At 64.2% G+C, this 15,007-nt stretch carries 14 protein-coding genes; 6 read left to right on the forward strand and 8 right to left on the reverse strand.

Annotated elements, in window-relative coordinates:
* Window positions 1-90: 90 nt before the first annotated feature.
* Window positions 91-399: a YggT family protein gene (locus AC0L18_RS12700; protein ID WP_128173652.1), complete on the forward strand. Its 309-nt coding sequence runs from the start codon at window positions 91-93 to the stop codon at window positions 397-399.
* A gap of 4 nt (window positions 400-403) precedes the next feature.
* Window positions 404-724: a hypothetical protein gene (locus tag AC0L18_RS12705; protein ID WP_091592307.1), complete on the forward strand. Its 321-nt coding sequence runs from the start codon at window positions 404-406 to the stop codon at window positions 722-724.
* Between the two features lie 20 nt (window positions 725-744).
* On the opposite strand, the gene AC0L18_RS12710 is transcribed toward AC0L18_RS12705, so the two are convergent.
* From AC0L18_RS12710 to AC0L18_RS12745, 8 genes are all read right to left on the reverse strand, one after another.
* Window positions 745-1,689: an ABC transporter permease gene (locus AC0L18_RS12710; RefSeq protein WP_023800524.1), complete on the reverse strand. Its 945-nt coding sequence runs from the start codon at window positions 1,687-1,689 to the stop codon at window positions 745-747.
* Window positions 1,689-2,741 carry an ABC transporter permease gene (locus AC0L18_RS12715; RefSeq protein WP_473492536.1) on the reverse strand — a complete coding sequence of 351 codons (1,053 nt, stop codon included), beginning with the start codon at window positions 2,739-2,741 and terminating at the stop codon, window positions 1,689-1,691. The genes AC0L18_RS12710 and AC0L18_RS12715 overlap by 1 nt, the downstream gene beginning before the upstream one ends.
* The gene (locus AC0L18_RS12720; protein ID WP_473492538.1) at window positions 2,741-4,249 is read right to left on the reverse strand and encodes an ABC transporter ATP-binding protein; all 1,509 of its coding nucleotides are present in this window, start codon (window positions 4,247-4,249) and stop codon (window positions 2,741-2,743) included. The genes AC0L18_RS12715 and AC0L18_RS12720 overlap by 1 nt, the downstream gene beginning before the upstream one ends.
* Before the next feature lie 68 nt (window positions 4,250-4,317).
* Window positions 4,318-5,349, reverse strand: coding sequence for a BMP family protein (locus tag AC0L18_RS12725; RefSeq protein WP_473492540.1), 1,032 nt, complete (start codon window positions 5,347-5,349; stop codon window positions 4,318-4,320).
* A gap of 163 nt (window positions 5,350-5,512) precedes the next feature.
* Entirely contained in the window at window positions 5,513-6,814 is a 1,302-nt protein-coding gene (locus AC0L18_RS12730) for an NAD(P)/FAD-dependent oxidoreductase (protein WP_473492542.1), read from the reverse strand.
* A gap of 2 nt (window positions 6,815-6,816) precedes the next feature.
* Window positions 6,817-8,169, reverse strand: coding sequence for a glutamine synthetase family protein (locus AC0L18_RS12735; RefSeq protein ID WP_473492544.1), 1,353 nt, complete (start codon window positions 8,167-8,169; stop codon window positions 6,817-6,819).
* 37 nt (window positions 8,170-8,206) lie between these two features.
* Entirely contained in the window at window positions 8,207-9,490 is a 1,284-nt protein-coding gene (locus AC0L18_RS12740; protein WP_473492546.1) for a glycosyltransferase, read from the reverse strand.
* 17 nt (window positions 9,491-9,507) lie between these two features.
* Window positions 9,508-10,446, reverse strand: coding sequence for a GntR family transcriptional regulator (locus tag AC0L18_RS12745; RefSeq protein ID WP_473492548.1), 939 nt, complete (start codon window positions 10,444-10,446; stop codon window positions 9,508-9,510).
* A 233-nt stretch (window positions 10,447-10,679) separates the two neighbouring features.
* Here AC0L18_RS12745 and AC0L18_RS12750 point away from each other — a divergent pair, with 233 nt between their 5' ends.
* From AC0L18_RS12750 to AC0L18_RS12765, 4 genes are all read left to right on the forward strand, one after another.
* A complete protein-coding gene (locus AC0L18_RS12750; protein WP_473492549.1) occupies window positions 10,680-11,744 on the forward strand; it encodes a polyamine ABC transporter substrate-binding protein in 1,065 nt (354 codons plus the stop codon).
* Between the two features lie 365 nt (window positions 11,745-12,109).
* Complete coding sequence (locus tag AC0L18_RS12755) at window positions 12,110-12,952, forward strand: ABC transporter permease (RefSeq protein ID WP_036269997.1); 843 nt, start codon at window positions 12,110-12,112, stop codon at window positions 12,950-12,952.
* A gap of 183 nt (window positions 12,953-13,135) precedes the next feature.
* Window positions 13,136-13,927: an ABC transporter permease gene (locus AC0L18_RS12760; RefSeq protein WP_473492550.1), complete on the forward strand. Its 792-nt coding sequence runs from the start codon at window positions 13,136-13,138 to the stop codon at window positions 13,925-13,927.
* Window positions 13,924-14,997 (forward strand): ABC transporter ATP-binding protein, encoded by a 1,074-nt coding sequence (locus AC0L18_RS12765; RefSeq protein WP_473492552.1) that lies wholly within the window; start codon window positions 13,924-13,926, stop codon window positions 14,995-14,997. Before AC0L18_RS12760 ends, AC0L18_RS12765 begins: the two co-directional genes overlap by 4 nt.
* Window positions 14,998-15,007 lie beyond the last annotated feature (10 nt).

A 15,007-nucleotide genomic window follows, 5' to 3' on the forward strand; every position in this document is an offset into this window, starting at 1 on the left:
GCTCAAGGCGGGGTCCGGTGACGGACCCCGCTTTCATTTTGGAGGCGTCGCTGGCATAACGCGGCGCCGCCGCTGCTTGGAAACTCCCACATGAACGATTTCTGGTCCTATTGGTATTTCCACATCCCGAATTTCATCCTTGCCGCGGTGATGTACACTCTGATGGGGCGTCTCCTGCTCGGCCTCTTCGTGCCCGAAAGCTGGGACAACTACATCTGGCGCTTCTTCAAGAGTGTCACGGACCCGTTCCTGCGGGCCGTGCGGAGCATTACCCCGTCGATCCTGACCCAGCCGGTGGTGATCGTCTTCAGCGTGCTCTGGCTTATGGCCTTGCGCGTGTTCTACCTCGTCTTTCTGATCAATTTCGGCATTGCGCCGATGGCTTCGCAGGGGGGTTGAGGCAATGGACAGAAACGGTCTTGTCCCGGTCATGGCGGTCGCCATCGTCAACGGCATCTTTTCGCCGTGGGTGCTGATGGTGTTCCTGTTCTATCCGATCTGGTATCCGGGCTGGGCGCCTCCCCTGAGCCAGATCGTCTACATGGCAAGTGCGCTGATCCTGTCGACGATGACCATCATGCTCGCCGGCGTGCCGGCCGCTCTCTATGAGCGCTGGTCGGCGCGCCCCAGGAGCATCGTCGTCGCGTCGATCTGGCTTGCCGGCACGGTTTTGCTGACGCTGCCGGCGCTGCCGAATGTGATGCGGGCGCTAAGCGGTGGCTGAGAATTCCCTTCCCCGCCCTGTCAGCGTTCTTCGCGGCGGAACGGCTTGAGGAGCGCCGAAGGCGCGACGGCGTTGCGTGACATCACCGCCATGGCGACGATGGTGAAGATGAAGGGCAGCATCAGGAACGCCTCATAGGGGATATGGCCGAGCCCGCTCGCCTGCATGCGCAGTTGCAGGGCATCGACGAAGGCGAACAGCAGGGCGGCCCCTGCCGAACGCCAGGGATCCCAGCGGCCGAAGACGACGAGCGCGATCGCCACCCAGCCACGCCCGGAGACGAGGCCGAAGGTGAAGGCGTTGAACTGCACCATCGACAGGAAAGCCCCGGCCAGCCCCATCAGGGCACCGCCAAGGATCACCGCCTGGAAGCGAGTGGCGATGACGCCGACGCCGGCCGAATCGGCGGCGCGCGGATTTTCGCCGACCATGCGCACCGACAGGCCCCACGGAGTCCGATAGAGCACGAAGGCGGCAAGGGGAACGGCTGCCATCGCCATGTAGACCAGCGAAAACTGGTTGAACACGGCTGGTCCGAGCACCGGGATGTCGGAGAGAACAGGGATCGGCAGCGTTTCGAAACTCTTGATGCTGGGCGGCACCGATTGCTGGCCGAAGATCAGCCGGTAAAGGAAATAGGCTAGGCCCGACGAGAACAGCGTCACGCCGATGCCGCAGACATGCTGGCTGAGGCCGAGAGCGACCGTGAACAGCGCATGCACGGCACCCATCAGCGCACCGGTCAGCACCGCCGCAAGCACGCCGAGCCACAGGCTGCCGCTGAGGCTGGTCGCGGTGAAGCCGGTCATCGCCGACAACAGCATGATGCCTTCGATGCCAAGATTTAGCACGCCGGCCCGCTCCGAAAACATCTCGCCCAGCGTCGCGAAAGCCAAAGGCGTGGCGATGCGGATGATCGCGGCGAGGAAGCCGACCTGAAAAATTTGTTCGAGCACGACGCTCATCATGCGGCTCCGACGCGGCGGATGCGATAGGCCGTGAACAGCAGCGCCACCAGCATGGCGAGCAGCGCGGTGCCCTGGATGACGTCGCTGAGGAAGGCCGGAACGCCGGTGGCCCGCGACATCGCCTCGGCGCCGGTCATGACGGCGGCGAGGAACAGCGCCGCCGGCATCACGCCAAGCGGGTTGAGCCTCGCCAGCATGGCGACGACGATGCCGGAATAGCCATAGCCCGGCGAGATGTCGCTCATCACCTGGAAATGCACGCCGCCGACTTCGCTGACGCCGGCAAGGCCGGCGAGCGCCCCGGACAGCAGCGCCGTCGAGATCAGCACCCGCTCGACATGGATGCCGCCATAGCGCGCGGCCTCGGGATTTTCGCCGATCACCCTGATCCTGAAGCCGAGCGTCGTGCGCGCAATCAGGAACCAGATGACCGGTGCCGCCACGAAAGCCGCCACGACGCCGAGATGCAGCCGCGTGCCTTCGAGCAGCACCGGGAAATTCGCTGAATCCTCGATCGGCGGCGAGATCGGGTACCCGCTGAAACTGTCTTTCCAAGGGCCTTCGATCAGCGCCATCAACGCGTAGAAGATGACCGAGTTGAGCAGCAGTGAACTAACGACATCATCGACTTTGAATTTCACCCGCAGCGTTGCCGGGATCAGGGCGACCGCAGCACCGGCGGCGGCGCCGGCGAGCGCCATCAGCAGCATGGCGAGCGGTCCCGGCATCGGGATGGCGCCGACCGCACAGCTCGCCACCGCACCGGCAAGCAACTGCCCCTCGGCGCCGATATTCCAGAATTTGGCGCGGAAGGCGACCGCTACGGCAAGGCCGGTGAAGATCATCGGTGTTGCGCGCACCAGCGTTTCGGTGATCGCGTAGCTGTCGCCCAGCGACGCCGAGAACATCACGCCATAGGCCTCGATCACCCCGGCGCCGGCCACCGCAATGAGGCCGCTGCATAGCACCAATGTCGCGCCGATGGCCAGCAACGGCAGAGCCAGGTTGAACCAGGCGGGCGTTGAGGTGCGGGCTTCGAGGCGGAACATCAACTATGGCCCCCCGCTCCGGTCATCATCAGTCCGAGCCGCGCGATGGTGGCGTCGGCGCTGGCCAGCGTGCCGGCAATGCGCCCCTCATACATCACCGCGATGCGGTCGCAGAGCATCAGCAGCTCTTCGAGGTCTTCGCCGATGACGACGATGCCGCAGCCCCTGGCACGCATGTCGAGAAACTTTTCGTGGATGAAGCGCGCCGCACCAATGTCGAGGCCGCGCGTCGGCTGTGACACGATCAGCACCTTCGGGTCGAAGGCGAGCTCGCGCGCCAGCAGCGCCTTTTGCAGATTGCCGCCGGACAGTGCTCCGGCCCGCGTCATCGGCCCGGGGCAGCGTATGTCATAGGCCTTGATCTGCGCCTCGGCGAAGGCGCGGATCGCATCCGGCCTGAGCAGTCCGTTGCGGCTGAACGCCGCCGTGCCGATACGCGGCAGCACCATCGAATCGGCGAGCGGCAGATTGGTGACCAGTCCCGTCGTCATCCGATCTTCCGGAATGCGCCCGAGACCGAGCGCCTGCACCTCGCGCGGCGAGAACCGCGAGACAGCTTTGCCGGCTATCGTCATCCGGCCGGCATCGGGCACGAGCACGCCGGAGATCACTTCGGCAAGCGCCCGCTGACCGTTGCCCGAGACACCGGCAATGCCGAGGATCTCGCCGGCACGGACAAAGAGCGACACGTCGCGCAGCGCCATACCGGAATGCGACGTCGAGATGCCGTCCAGGGTCAGCACCGCGGCACCCGGTGTCGACGGTCCCCTGGCCGGCGGAACGATCTCGTGGCCGCACATCAGCCGCGCCATCTCCGAGGATGTCGTGCTGGCAGGTGCATCGACGCGCCCGGTTACGCGGCCGTGCCGCAGCACGACGCAGCGATGGGTCAACGCCCTGACCTCGTTGAGCTTGTGCGAGATGAAGATGATGCCGAGACCCTGGGCCGTCATCGACCGCAGCGCCGAAAACAGCCCGTCGACCTCTGTCGGCGCCAGCACCGCCGTCGGTTCGTCGAGGATCAGCAGCCTTGCACCGCGAAACAGCGCCTTGACGATTTCGAGCCGCTGCTGCTCGCCGATCGACAGCGCCGAGACGGGACGATCCGGATCGAGCGTGAGGCCATGCTGGCGGTCGATATCCGCCAGTCGCGCCAGCCCGCCGGCGCGGTCGATCCGGCCCGATTTGCCGGGAATGCCGATCAGCAGATTTTCCAGCACCGAAAGCCGCGGCGCCAGGTGAAAATGCTGGTGCACCATGCCGATGCCGGCGGCGAGCGCATCGGCCGAGCTGTTGATCGTCACCGGCCGGCCCTGAACCAGGATCTCGCCGGCGTCGGACGCATAGGCGCCGAACAGCACGTTCATCAGCGTCGTCTTGCCGGCGCCGTTTTCACCGAGCAGCCCGAGAATCTCGCCCGGCGCGACGCTGAGATCGACGGCTTCGTTCGCCATGACGGCGCCGAAGCTCTTGGAGATGCCGCGCATTTCGATGAGAGGGGCGGGCAAAGGCGAGGGGTGCTCCTGAATTGGCTTATGATTTGAGGGATGCAGCGCCAACCCCCAAAAAACTGCGCTCAATCCGAAACCGGCGTGTTCTCGTCGACGACGACACGGAAATTGCCGTCGAGGATTTCGGCCTTTTTCTTCTCGACCAGCTCCTTGACGTCGGCGGGCAGCGTCTTGTCGAATTTGTGATAGGGCGCCAGAAAGGAGCCGCCCTTGGCCATGCGCGAGAAATCGCCGTAATCCTGCGCGGTGAAGACGCCGGCCTTGACCAGTTTGATCGCATGCTCGACCGTCGGATACATGTCCCAGACCGGGCCGGTGATCACCGTGTCCGGGCCGAGGTTGGACTGATCGGACATGTTGGAGATGGCGAGGATCTTCCTCTCGACCGCCGCTTCGATGACGCCGAAACGTTCGGCATAGATCACGTCGACGCCGGCGTCGATCTGGGCGATAGCCGCTTCCTTGGCCTTGGGCGGGTCGAAGAAGGAGCCGATGAATGCGACCTTCCTCTTGATGTCAGGATTGACCTCGCGGGCGCCGGCAAAGAAGGCATTGACCAGCCGGTTCACTTCCGGAATGCCCATCGCCGCAACGGCGCCGATCGTGCCTGTCTTCGACATCTTTCCGGCGATCAGGCCAGAGAGATAGGCGGGCTCGTGGATCCAGTTGTCGAAGACAGCGAAATTCGGCTCGGCCGGCCCGGCGCCGGAGCCGAACAGGAAGGCGACCTTCGGAAATTGCTTGGCGGTGCGGCGGGATTCGCGTTCGGCAGCGAACGCGTCGCCCAGCACCAGCTCATAGCCGCCTTGCGCATATTCGCGCATCACACGGCTGAAATCGGCCGTCTGCACCTTCTCCGACCATTTGTACTCGATGCCGAGTTCCTTCTCGGCCCTCTGCAGGGCGACATGGATCTGGTGGACCCATGGCTCCTCGGTCGGCGTGGCGAAGATCGCCGCCACCTTCAGCTTCTTGTCCTGCGCCAAGGCACTGCCCGGCAGCATGGCTGCCGCCAGGCCGAGCGCGCCGAGTTCCAGCAAATTGCGTCGCGAAAGTCCTTCGCGTTTCGACTGGATTTTGCTCTTCCCGTTTTCCATTGCATGCCCCTCTGATTGGCGCCGTGTCGAACCGGCTGTTTCTTTGGATATCAGGCGAGGGAACTATGGAACGGCGTCCGACCTTTGTCCACATGGTCAAATTTGTCGCGAAGCTGCGTTGCCGCCCTCCGTCGCAAGACCACGGCGGCAGTGGATCGCTTGCTCAATGCTTGATGCGGTCGCGCATGGCGTACCAGAGCATGCCGAGGACATAGAGCAGGCCGCGCAGTGCGGTACCGCCGGGAAACGGCATTGGCCTCAGCGTCGAAAACAGATCGAGCCGCGACGCATCGCCGGTGATCGCCTCGGCAAGCAGCTTTCCCGACAGCGTCGACAGGATCACGCCCTTGCCTGAATAGCCATGCGCAAAATAGACCTCGCCATAGTGGCCGACATCCGGCAGGCGCGATGTCGTCACCGAGACCAGCCCGCCCCAGGCATGCTCGATGCGGCGGCCGCGCAATTGCGGAAAGGTCTTTTCCATATGCGGCCGCACGAAGCCGGCAATGTCGGCGGGCGGCGACGGCGTGTAGCGCTCGCCACCGCCGAACAGCAGGCGGCCGTCGGCCGACAGCCGGTAGTAGTTGACGACGAAGCGTGTGTCGGAAACGGCGGCATTGCTTGGGATGACGTCGCTGGTGTCGTCAAGCGGCTCGGTGGCGATGATGTAGTTGCCGACCGGCATGATGCGGCTGTTGACGCGCGGTTCGAGCCCCTGAAGCAGGGCGTCGCCGGCCAACACGACATGCCGGGCCCGGACCGTGCCCTTGGCCGTGGAAACCCGGATGGAAGGTTCCCGCTCCAGCCGCAGCGCCACCGAATTCTCGTGGATGGTGACGCCTGCCGCTGCCGTGGCGCGGGCAAGACCCAGCGTGTAGTTCAGCGGATGCATATGGCCGCCGAGCTTCTCGTACATGGCGCCGTGATAGGGTGTGTTCACCATTTCACGCGCCCGCGCTGCCGACAGCATCTCGACGTCATGAAAATTCATCACGCTGGCAAGGCACTCGGCCTCTTCCTCGAGATCGCGCAGGTCGGAGCCGTTGACCGCACCAGCCAGATGGCCGGTGAGCCGGAGGTCGCAATCGATGGCATGGCGCTCGATCAGGTCCAGCACCAGCCCGCGCGCCTCGAGGGCGAGAGCGAAAAGCGCCCGCGCCCGTTCGGGCCCATAAAGCTTGACCAGGCCCTTGGCGCCCTTGCGCAGGCCGGGGATGATCTGGCCGCCATTGCGCCCCGACGCCCCCCAGCCGATCTTACCGCCTTCGAGGAGAACCACCTTCAGCCCGCACTCGGCGGCATGAAGGGCCGCGGACAGGCCGGTGCAGCCGCCGCCGACCACCACCAGATCGGCGTCGACGTCGCCCTGCAGCGCCGAATGATCAGGGGCCGGATTGGCGGTCGCGACATAGTAGGATCTGCCGATGTCCAGGCCGGAATTGAAGCCCCCAGAATCCAAGCTCATAGTCAGACCTTGAGCAGCAGGTGGTCGCGTTCCCAGCTGGTGACGACGCTCTGGAACAGGTCGAGCTCGACGCTTTTGACGCGCAAATAGGTCTGGACGAAATCCTCGCCGAGCAAGTCCCGAACCGGACTGCAGGCGGCGAAACGGTCGAGCGCCTCCTCCATGGTTTTCGGCAGCGTGCTCTTGCTGCGATAGGCGTTGCCCGATGCCTCGGGCGAACGCGAGAGCTTTTCCTCGACGCCGAGATAGCCGCAGAGCAGCGAGCCGGCCATCGCCAGATAGGGGTTGGCATCAGCGCCGGGCAGCCGGTTTTCCACCCGCCGTGCGGCCCGCCCGCCGGCCGGCACACGCAGGCCGCAGGAGCGATTGTCATGCGACCACTCGATGTTGGCGGGGGCGCTGTGGTTCGGCCGGATGCGGCGAAACGAATTCACGTTCGGCGCAAACAGCGGCATCACCTCCGGAATGTATTTCTGCAGGCCGCCGATGAAATGCCCGAACATCTCGGTGTCGGCATCGTCACGCCCGGCGAACAGCGTATTCCCGGCCTCGTCGATGACCGACATGTGGAGATGCATGGAGCTGCCGGCTTGTGCGGCGATCGGCTTGGCCATGAAGGTCGCATGCATGCCATTGTCCTGCGCGGCCTGGCGCGTCATCCGCTTGAACAGCAGCACCTTGTCGGCCAGCGGCAGCGCGTCGCCATGCAGGAAATTGATCTCCAGCTGCGCCGTGCCTGATTCGTGGATCAGCGTATCGAGCGGCAGCCCGGCCTTTGCGGCATAGTCGTAGAGCCGCTGGATCACCGACTCGAATTCCTCCAGCGCCGCCATGTCATAGGGGTGCTGCACGGTTTCGGAGCGGCCATTGCGCCCGACCGGCGCGATCAGCGGCCGATCGGGATCGGGATTGGGCGCAGTCAGGTAGAATTCGAGCTCCGGCGCCACCACTGCCCGCCAGCCGCGCTGGTGATAGAGATCGAGCACGGCCCTCAGCACATGACGTGGCGAGGCCATCCACGGCCGGTCGTCCATGTGAAACGCATCGGCGAAGACATAGGCCTTTTCAGCTCCAGCGCCGGGCGCAAGGCAAAGCGTCGCGACATCCGGCACCATCCGCATGTCGGGATCCTGATAGGCGAAGCCCTCGTCGTTGGAACCGGAATAGCGGCCGTCTATGCAGACCAGGAAGGCGCTGCTCGGCAGGTAGAGCGCGCGGTCTTCGAGCGACTTCAGGAACTTGGCCGTTGGCAACGCCTTGCCGCGCAACACGCCATTCACGTCCGGCACCAGGCATTCGACTTCCCTGATCCCCTGCTGCTCCAGCCATCGCTTCGGATCGTCCGTTGGGGTCATTTGCGGTGCACCCGTTGTCGTGGTGTTGAGCATCAGGTCACGTCCTTACGAGGGCGAGAATGGATTCGGCGGCGATTTCGGTTCCCCGCGCCCGTGCCATGGTGGCTGCATTCTCCTTGAGACGAAAGCGCATCTCGCCATCGGCCATTAGGCCAAGGATGGCGTTTTCCAGTTCGTCGTCGCTCCAGCCATCGCGGCTGAGGTGGCGGCCAACGCCGGTTTCCTCGGCGCGTTGCGCATTGTCGTGCCCGTCCCAGCAATAGGGCATGATCAGCGACGGCACGCCGAAACGCAGCGCTTCGCAAAAGCTGTTGTTGCCGCCGTGATGGATGAAGAGATCGGATTTGGCGACAACCGACGGCTGCGGAAACCAGGCGTCGAGATAGACATTGTCCGGAACCGCGCGATAGCTGTCGCGCAGACCGCCGACATTGACGATGAAGCGGGCCGGAAGCCGGTCGAACACGGCGAGCATGCGCTCGATCAGGCCGACATCCATCGCGCCCAGGCTGCCGAAGCTGAGATAGACCAGCGGCCCGTCATTGCGTGGAAAGACCGGCACGTCGAACGGCCCTTCCGAACGGACGCAGCCTTCGAGATAGACGAAGCGGGCCGGGTCGAGCGGCTCGGCGCGCTGCCTGCGCACGATCGTCGGGGTCAGCAGCAGATTGAGATCGGGCGAAGCTTCGAGAAAAAGGCCCCTCGGCAAGGGTGCAAGACCGGCGTCGGTCCGAAGCCGGTTGAACCGGTCATGAGCCGGAGCGACGGCTGCCAGGTAGCGCGCCTCGAAGGCCGCGCGATCGGGGTCGTCGGCGGCGAGACCGGACAGATAGGGTGGTACATCGGCGTCGGGCAGCTCGGTCTCGGCGCAGGAGACGACGCGCACCCATGGGCAGCCGGCGGCAGCAAGTGCTGGAAACATGATGACATTGTCGAGCACCACGGCGTCCGGCTTCAACCGGGTCAGCAATTGGCGCAGCGGCGCCTCGGCATTGACCGCGGTATCGACGATCGCTTCCCAGGTCGGGGCGACATAGGTTTCGAGCTGGTCGATCGGGCTCAGCCTGAAATGCGGCAGATGCCGGCGCACGAAAGCCTGCCAATAGCTCTGGCGTTCGCTGTCGGTCAGCGGATCGTCGGTCGGCAACTGATATTCCTGAAACCCGTAGTCGGCGAACACACCGGAAAAGCCGGCGTGACAGATGAACACCGGCCGCGCGCCCCTTGCGCGCAAGGCCTGCGCGATGCCGACGCAATTGAGCGCGGCACCGAAGCTCGCTTCGGGAAACAACGCGATAGTCGGGCTGGTTTTGCGCGTCACTGTTCTCGTGGTCCTCGTCAATCCGGCCGGCTGATCATGCCGAACAATGCGGGGGCGCCGCGACTGGCCGCCTGCGGTCGCTGGCTGCGGGACAATCGCAGATGGACGCGAAGCAGATCGGCTGCAACTTCATACTGCCGGCTTTCCAGTTGGTCGAGTATGGTCAGGTGCTCGCGCAGCGATTGCTTCAGCCGGAAGACGTTGACGCCGGCATAAGTCCCCGGCAGCCGGCGCAGCCTGAGATGGTCCGACAGCGCGTCGGTGACGAAGCGGTTGCTGGAGCCGTCGGCGATCATGCCGTGAAAGTCGATGTCCAGCCGCTGGAACTCTCTTATATCGAATGTGGCGTCGGGCAGCGCCAGCAGCGCCTCCATGCCCTGGCGCAAGGCTGCCGCGCGGGTCCCGTCCAACCGAAAGCCAGGCGCCAGAATGGCGGCGGGTTCGAGCAGCAGGCGGAACTCGTAGCTTTCCCCTTGCGCCTCCGGATCGTCAGGCGCCCGCCTGAACAGCCAGGCCTGTCCCGGTGCGCGATCCAGAAGATTTTCGTCTGTCAGTTTCTTTAGCGCTTTTAGTACTGTCTTTCGTTCGGCACTGTAGCGCCGCATCAACGCGCCGACGGTCACCGTCTGATCCAGCCGGCGCGCCGACCGATCACGCAGGATCATCTCCGCGAGTTCGTCCTCCTCGGCGCTTGGCAGGTCAGTGGCAAGGGTCGCCTGCTTGGTGAGGTCGACGGCCAGCCGATAGCCGGATTCGGCTTCCCAGCGTACGACGCCTTTTTCGGTGAGCAGGCGCAGCGCGGCCCGCACCGGGGTTCGCGAGACGTTGCAGAGCGAGGCGATCTGCTGTTCCGGGAGATGGGCGCCGGCCGTAAAGCCGCGCTGCCGGGCCACGTCGAGAATGCGCTGCGCGAGATCAAGATGATTGGTGCGCGGGCGTCTGGCAACGGCTTGCATGGCGTTTCTCGTGAACGGGCTCGACCGCCGCGGTTTGACCGATTGCCCTTGCGGGCGCGATCGGCTGGATTTCGCGGCGATTTTGACAAATTATGGATTGACGTACTTTTTTCTGCAATAGTACTGTGGGTTCAATCGGCAATAAAAAGACCGGGGAACAGGATCGAAGCACGTCGCAAGCGCTGGTCCGACGATTGATTGAATTCGACGATCAACCAGAATGGGAGTCTGTCATGACCGCCACCACCCTGCGGCACCGTTCGTTAAAAACATCCGCGATCGCGCTTGGCCTCGCTATGGCGCTGTCGGCGCCGGCGGCCGCCGCCGACCTCGTCATTTCCAACTGGGACGGCTACATGGCGCCGGACGCCATGGCCGCCTTCAAAGCAGCGACCGGCGTTTCCGGCGAGGTCGTGGTTCACGCCACCAATGAAGAGATCATGGGCAAGCTCGTCGCTTCCGGCGGCAAGGGCTATGACGTGGTCTTCGTATCCTCGCCCTTCGCAGAAGTGCTGAACAATCTCGGCCTGATCGAGACGATCGACCACGCCAAGATCCCCAATCTCGCCAATCTCTATCCTGAGGCGGCCAAGCTGCCGCACGATGTCGGCAACAATTTTTCCGTGCCTTACACCTGGGGCACTACCGGCCTCTGCTACCGGTCGGATCTGGTGAAGACCGAGCCGGCCAGCTGGAACGATCTTCTCGCCCCGTCCGAGGCGCTCAAGGGCAAGACCACGATGCTGGCGACCGACCGCTGGCTGCTTGCCGCCGGGCAACTCGCCAAGGGCTATTCGGTCAACGAAACCGATCCGGCCAAGCTCGCCGAGGTCAAGGACCTGCTGATCTCGGCCAAGAAAACCTTGCTCGCCTATGACGACACCACCTTCTATTCGAAGCTGGTTTCGGGCGAGGCGCTGATGGTGCAGGCATGGGATGGCTGGTGCAACTATGGCATCGCCGAGAATCCGCAGATTAAATACACCATACCCAAGGAAGGCTCGGACCTGTGGGTCGATACGATGGTGGTGATGAAGGCATCGGCCAACAAGGACGCCGCCTTCCAGTTCATCAACTTCATGCTGGACGCCAAGAACCACGCCTGGGCGGCTCAGAACATCGATTACAAGGTGCCGAACAAGCCGGCTATGGAAAGCCTGCCGGCGAATTTCCTCGCCAAATTCCCAAATATGAACATGCCTGTGGCCGAACTGGTCAAGTTCGAGCAGTTGCGCGACGTCGGCGACGCCCAGCGCGACTATTCGAAGATCGTCAGCGAGATCAAGGCGGCGCAGTAGTTTCGGCATCTGGAATCAGGCTTGCGTTCCTTCACGCCCCCCTCTGGCCTGCCGGCCATCTCCCCCTCAAGGGGGGAGATCGGCGGGCTTGCAGCCGCTCGCCAATCTCCGGCGCAGCACCCCCTCATCCGGCCGCTTCGCGGCCACCGTCTCCCCGCTGGGGAGAAGAGGCTGACGCCAAGGTCGGCGACCTCCTCTCCCCTCGGGGAGAGGTCGGATTGCCCCGAATTACCCTTTGCAATTAGGTTGGCAATCCGGGTGAGGGGGCGCTTGTCCAAACACAATTTCGATGCCTTTGAGATGGCCTCAAGGCCAGAGGAGGGTGCGACATGAGATCGTTCGCACCCTCCCGCTCCTCCTTGCTGATGGCGCCGGCGCTGGCTTGGCTCACCGCCTTGATGGTGGTGCCATGCGCGCTGGTGCTGGCGCTCGCCTTCTTCCGGCGCGGCATTTATGGCGGCATCGAATACAGCTTCACGCTGGAGAATTTCGGGCTGGTGCTCGACCCGCTCTATGCCGGCATCTTCCTCAATTCGGCGCGCATCGCCGGCACGGCAACGCTGATCGCGGTGGTGATCGGCTATGCCGCCGCCTATGCGATCGCGGCAGCACCGCGCCGGTGGCAGCCGGTGTTCCTGTTCTTCGCCGTCTTGCCTTTCTGGTCCAATTACCTGATCCGCACCTATGCATGGATCGTGCTGCTCAACCGCGAAGGCCTGATCACCCAGCTCTTGCGCTGGTTCGGCTATACCGGCGAGCCGCCGTCGATGCTCTATACCGAAGGCGCCGTCATCGCCGGTCTGGTCTACAATTACCTGCCTTTCGTCATCCTCGCCTGCTACGCGCCGCTGTCGCGGCTCAATCCGGAGCTGGCCGAGGCCTCGCGCGATCTCGGCGCTTCGGCCATGACCACATTTCGCCGGGTTATACTGCCGCTGACGGTGCCGGGCATCGCCGCCGGGGCGGTGTTCGTCTTCGTGCTGTCGATCGGCAATTTCGTCACGCCGGCACTGCTCGGCGGCGGCCGCTTCCAGATGATCGGCAATCTTGTCTACGACCAGTTCCTGACCGCCAATGACTGGCCGTTCGGCGCAGCGCTGGCGATGGCGCTGATCGCCATCATGCTTTTGGTGCTGACGGCGCAGGCCCTGGCTGCCGATCGCGCCGCCGGCCGTATCGCCGAAGCGAAAGGAGGCGCCGATGACTGAGCGCTCCCCTTTCTTTCCCTTCTCCCCGTTCACGGGGAGAAGGTGCCCCGAAGGGGCGAATGAGGGGCGGCGCAAATGCCGGCAACGTTGGGCGCTGCCCCTCATCTGCCTGCCGGTATCTCCCCATAAACCGGGAGAAGGACGCTCGCCGCTCGCTTGCCTCCAGACCATCGGACGTCAGCCATGACTTCATCGCCAGCGCGCATCTTCGGCCTGCGAACGATACTCGTCCTCGTCTTCGCCTTCCTCTACATTCCGATCGCCGTACTGGTGGCGCTGTCGTTCAACCAAGGCGGGCTGCCGACCGTCTGGTCGGGCTTTTCGCTGAAATGGTATGCCTCGCTCGCCGGAAACGCCGCGATCCTTTCCGCCGCCCTCAATACGCTGATCGTGGCGCTGGTCTCGACAGCCATCGCCACGCTGCTCGGCACCTTGCTGGCCATCGGCGTCGAAATGCGCCGGCAGTACGGAAGCGGCCTCGAGGCGCTGATCTTTGCGCCGATGATCATTCCCGACATCGTGCTGGCGGTGGCGCTGCTCAGCTTCTTTTCCATGCTCGATTTCACCCTGGGCCTGCACACCATCATCCTCGCCCATGTCGTCTTCAACCTCGCCTTCGTCTGCTCGGTGGTGCGCGCGCGGCTGAAAAGCTTCGACTGGTCGATCGTCGAGGCCTCCGCCGATCTCGGCGCTTCCGCGCTCACCACCTTCAGGCGGGTGACATTGCCGGTCATCCTGCCTGCGGTCGTCGCCGGCGCGCTGCTCGCCTTCACCCTTTCGGTCGACGAGTTCATCATCGCCTTCTTCACCGCCGGCGCCGGCCGCGCCTCGACTACGCTGCCGATGCAGATCTATTCGATGATCCGCTTCGGCATCACGCCGGAGATCAATGCATTGGCGACCATCGTCATGGCGGTCTCAATCACCGCGCTGACCCTGTCGCAGCGGCTCAACCGCGGAGTGATCGGCCAATGAGCGAGCCCCGCACGCTGCTGGCGATCGACAAGGTGTCGAAGAACTTCGGCCGGGTGATGGCCGTCGACGGCATCTCGCTCGATATCCGCGAGAACGAGTTCTTCGCCTTGCTCGGACCTTCCGGCTGCGGCAAGACCACGCTGCTCCGCATGCTGGCCGGTTTCGAGACGCCCAATGAGGGGCGCATCCTGCTCGACGGCCGCGACATCGCCAAAACCCCGCCCAACAGGCGGCCGGTCAACCTGATGTTCCAGTCCTACGCGCTGTTTCCGCATATGAGCGTCCGGGCCAATGTTTCCTACGGCCTTGAAATGGAGCGCTTGCCGGCAAACGAAATCCGCTCCCGCGTCGACGCCATCCTGGCGACGACCGAGCTTGTCGCCTTCGCCGACCGCAAGCCGGAGCAATTGTCGGGCGGCCAGAAGCAGCGCGTCGCGCTTGCCCGGGCGCTGGTCAAGCGGCCGCGGCTGCTGCTGCTCGACGAGCCGCTCGGTGCGCTCGACAAGAAATTGCGCGGCGCCATGCAACTGGAGCTGAAGAGGCTGCAGCACGAAGTCGGCATCACCTTCGTCATCGTCACCCATGACCAGGAGGAATCGCTCGTTATGGCCGACCGCATGGCGGTGCTGAGGGACGGCAAGCTGCTGCAATGCGACACGCCGCATGCGGTCTACGAACATCCGGCCGACCGTTTCGTCGCCGACTTCATTGGCGTCATGAATTTCGTGCCGGGCAAAGCCGCCGACGATGGCGTGCTGGCAGCCAATGGTGCGCGGATATCAGGCATGGTTCCCGAAATACTTTCGCCCGGCGCTGCGGCGGTCGCTTCGGTGCGGCCCGAGCGCATCCGGCTGTTCCCGCCGCCAGAGACGGCCAACCGTGTTGCCGGCATCGTCGAGGCGCTCGCCTATCACGGGCTCGACCTGCAGCTGCATGTCCGCACCGCTCTGTCACAAAAACCGTTCCTGGTGCGCGTCACCGCCGACGCCGCCGACCGCCGCCCGGTTGCGTCCGGCGATGCGGTCGAGCTCGGCTGGGATGCCGCCGACGTCAGAATTTTCGCAGATTGATCGAAGGAGA

Source organism: Mesorhizobium sp. WSM4819 (assembly GCF_055811215.1).

Bases quoted from the DNA above. Each gene is read 5' to 3' on its own strand.
- AC0L18_RS12700 (WP_128173652.1), top strand. From the start codon at position 91: ATGAACGATTTCTGGTCCTATTGGTATTTCCACATCCCGAATTTCATC.
- AC0L18_RS12705 (WP_091592307.1), top strand. From the start codon at position 404: ATGGACAGAAACGGTCTTGTCCCGGTCATGGCGGTCGCCATCGTCAAC.
- AC0L18_RS12710 (WP_023800524.1), bottom strand. From the start codon at position 1,689: ATGAGCGTCGTGCTCGAACAAATTTTTCAGGTCGGCTTCCTCGCCGCG.
- AC0L18_RS12715 (WP_473492536.1), bottom strand. From the start codon at position 2,741: ATGTTCCGCCTCGAAGCCCGCACCTCAACGCCCGCCTGGTTCAACCTG.
- AC0L18_RS12725 (WP_473492540.1), bottom strand. From the start codon at position 5,349: ATGGAAAACGGGAAGAGCAAAATCCAGTCGAAACGCGAAGGACTTTCG.
- AC0L18_RS12730 (WP_473492542.1), bottom strand. From the start codon at position 6,814: ATGAGCTTGGATTCTGGGGGCTTCAATTCCGGCCTGGACATCGGCAGA.
- AC0L18_RS12735 (WP_473492544.1), bottom strand. From the start codon at position 8,169: ATGACCCCAACGGACGATCCGAAGCGATGGCTGGAGCAGCAGGGGATC.
- AC0L18_RS12745 (WP_473492548.1), bottom strand. From the start codon at position 10,446: ATGCAAGCCGTTGCCAGACGCCCGCGCACCAATCATCTTGATCTCGCG.
- AC0L18_RS12750 (WP_473492549.1), top strand. From the start codon at position 10,680: ATGACCGCCACCACCCTGCGGCACCGTTCGTTAAAAACATCCGCGATC.
- AC0L18_RS12755 (WP_036269997.1), top strand. From the start codon at position 12,110: ATGGCGCCGGCGCTGGCTTGGCTCACCGCCTTGATGGTGGTGCCATGC.
- AC0L18_RS12760 (WP_473492550.1), top strand. From the start codon at position 13,136: ATGACTTCATCGCCAGCGCGCATCTTCGGCCTGCGAACGATACTCGTC.
- AC0L18_RS12765 (WP_473492552.1), top strand. From the start codon at position 13,924: ATGAGCGAGCCCCGCACGCTGCTGGCGATCGACAAGGTGTCGAAGAAC.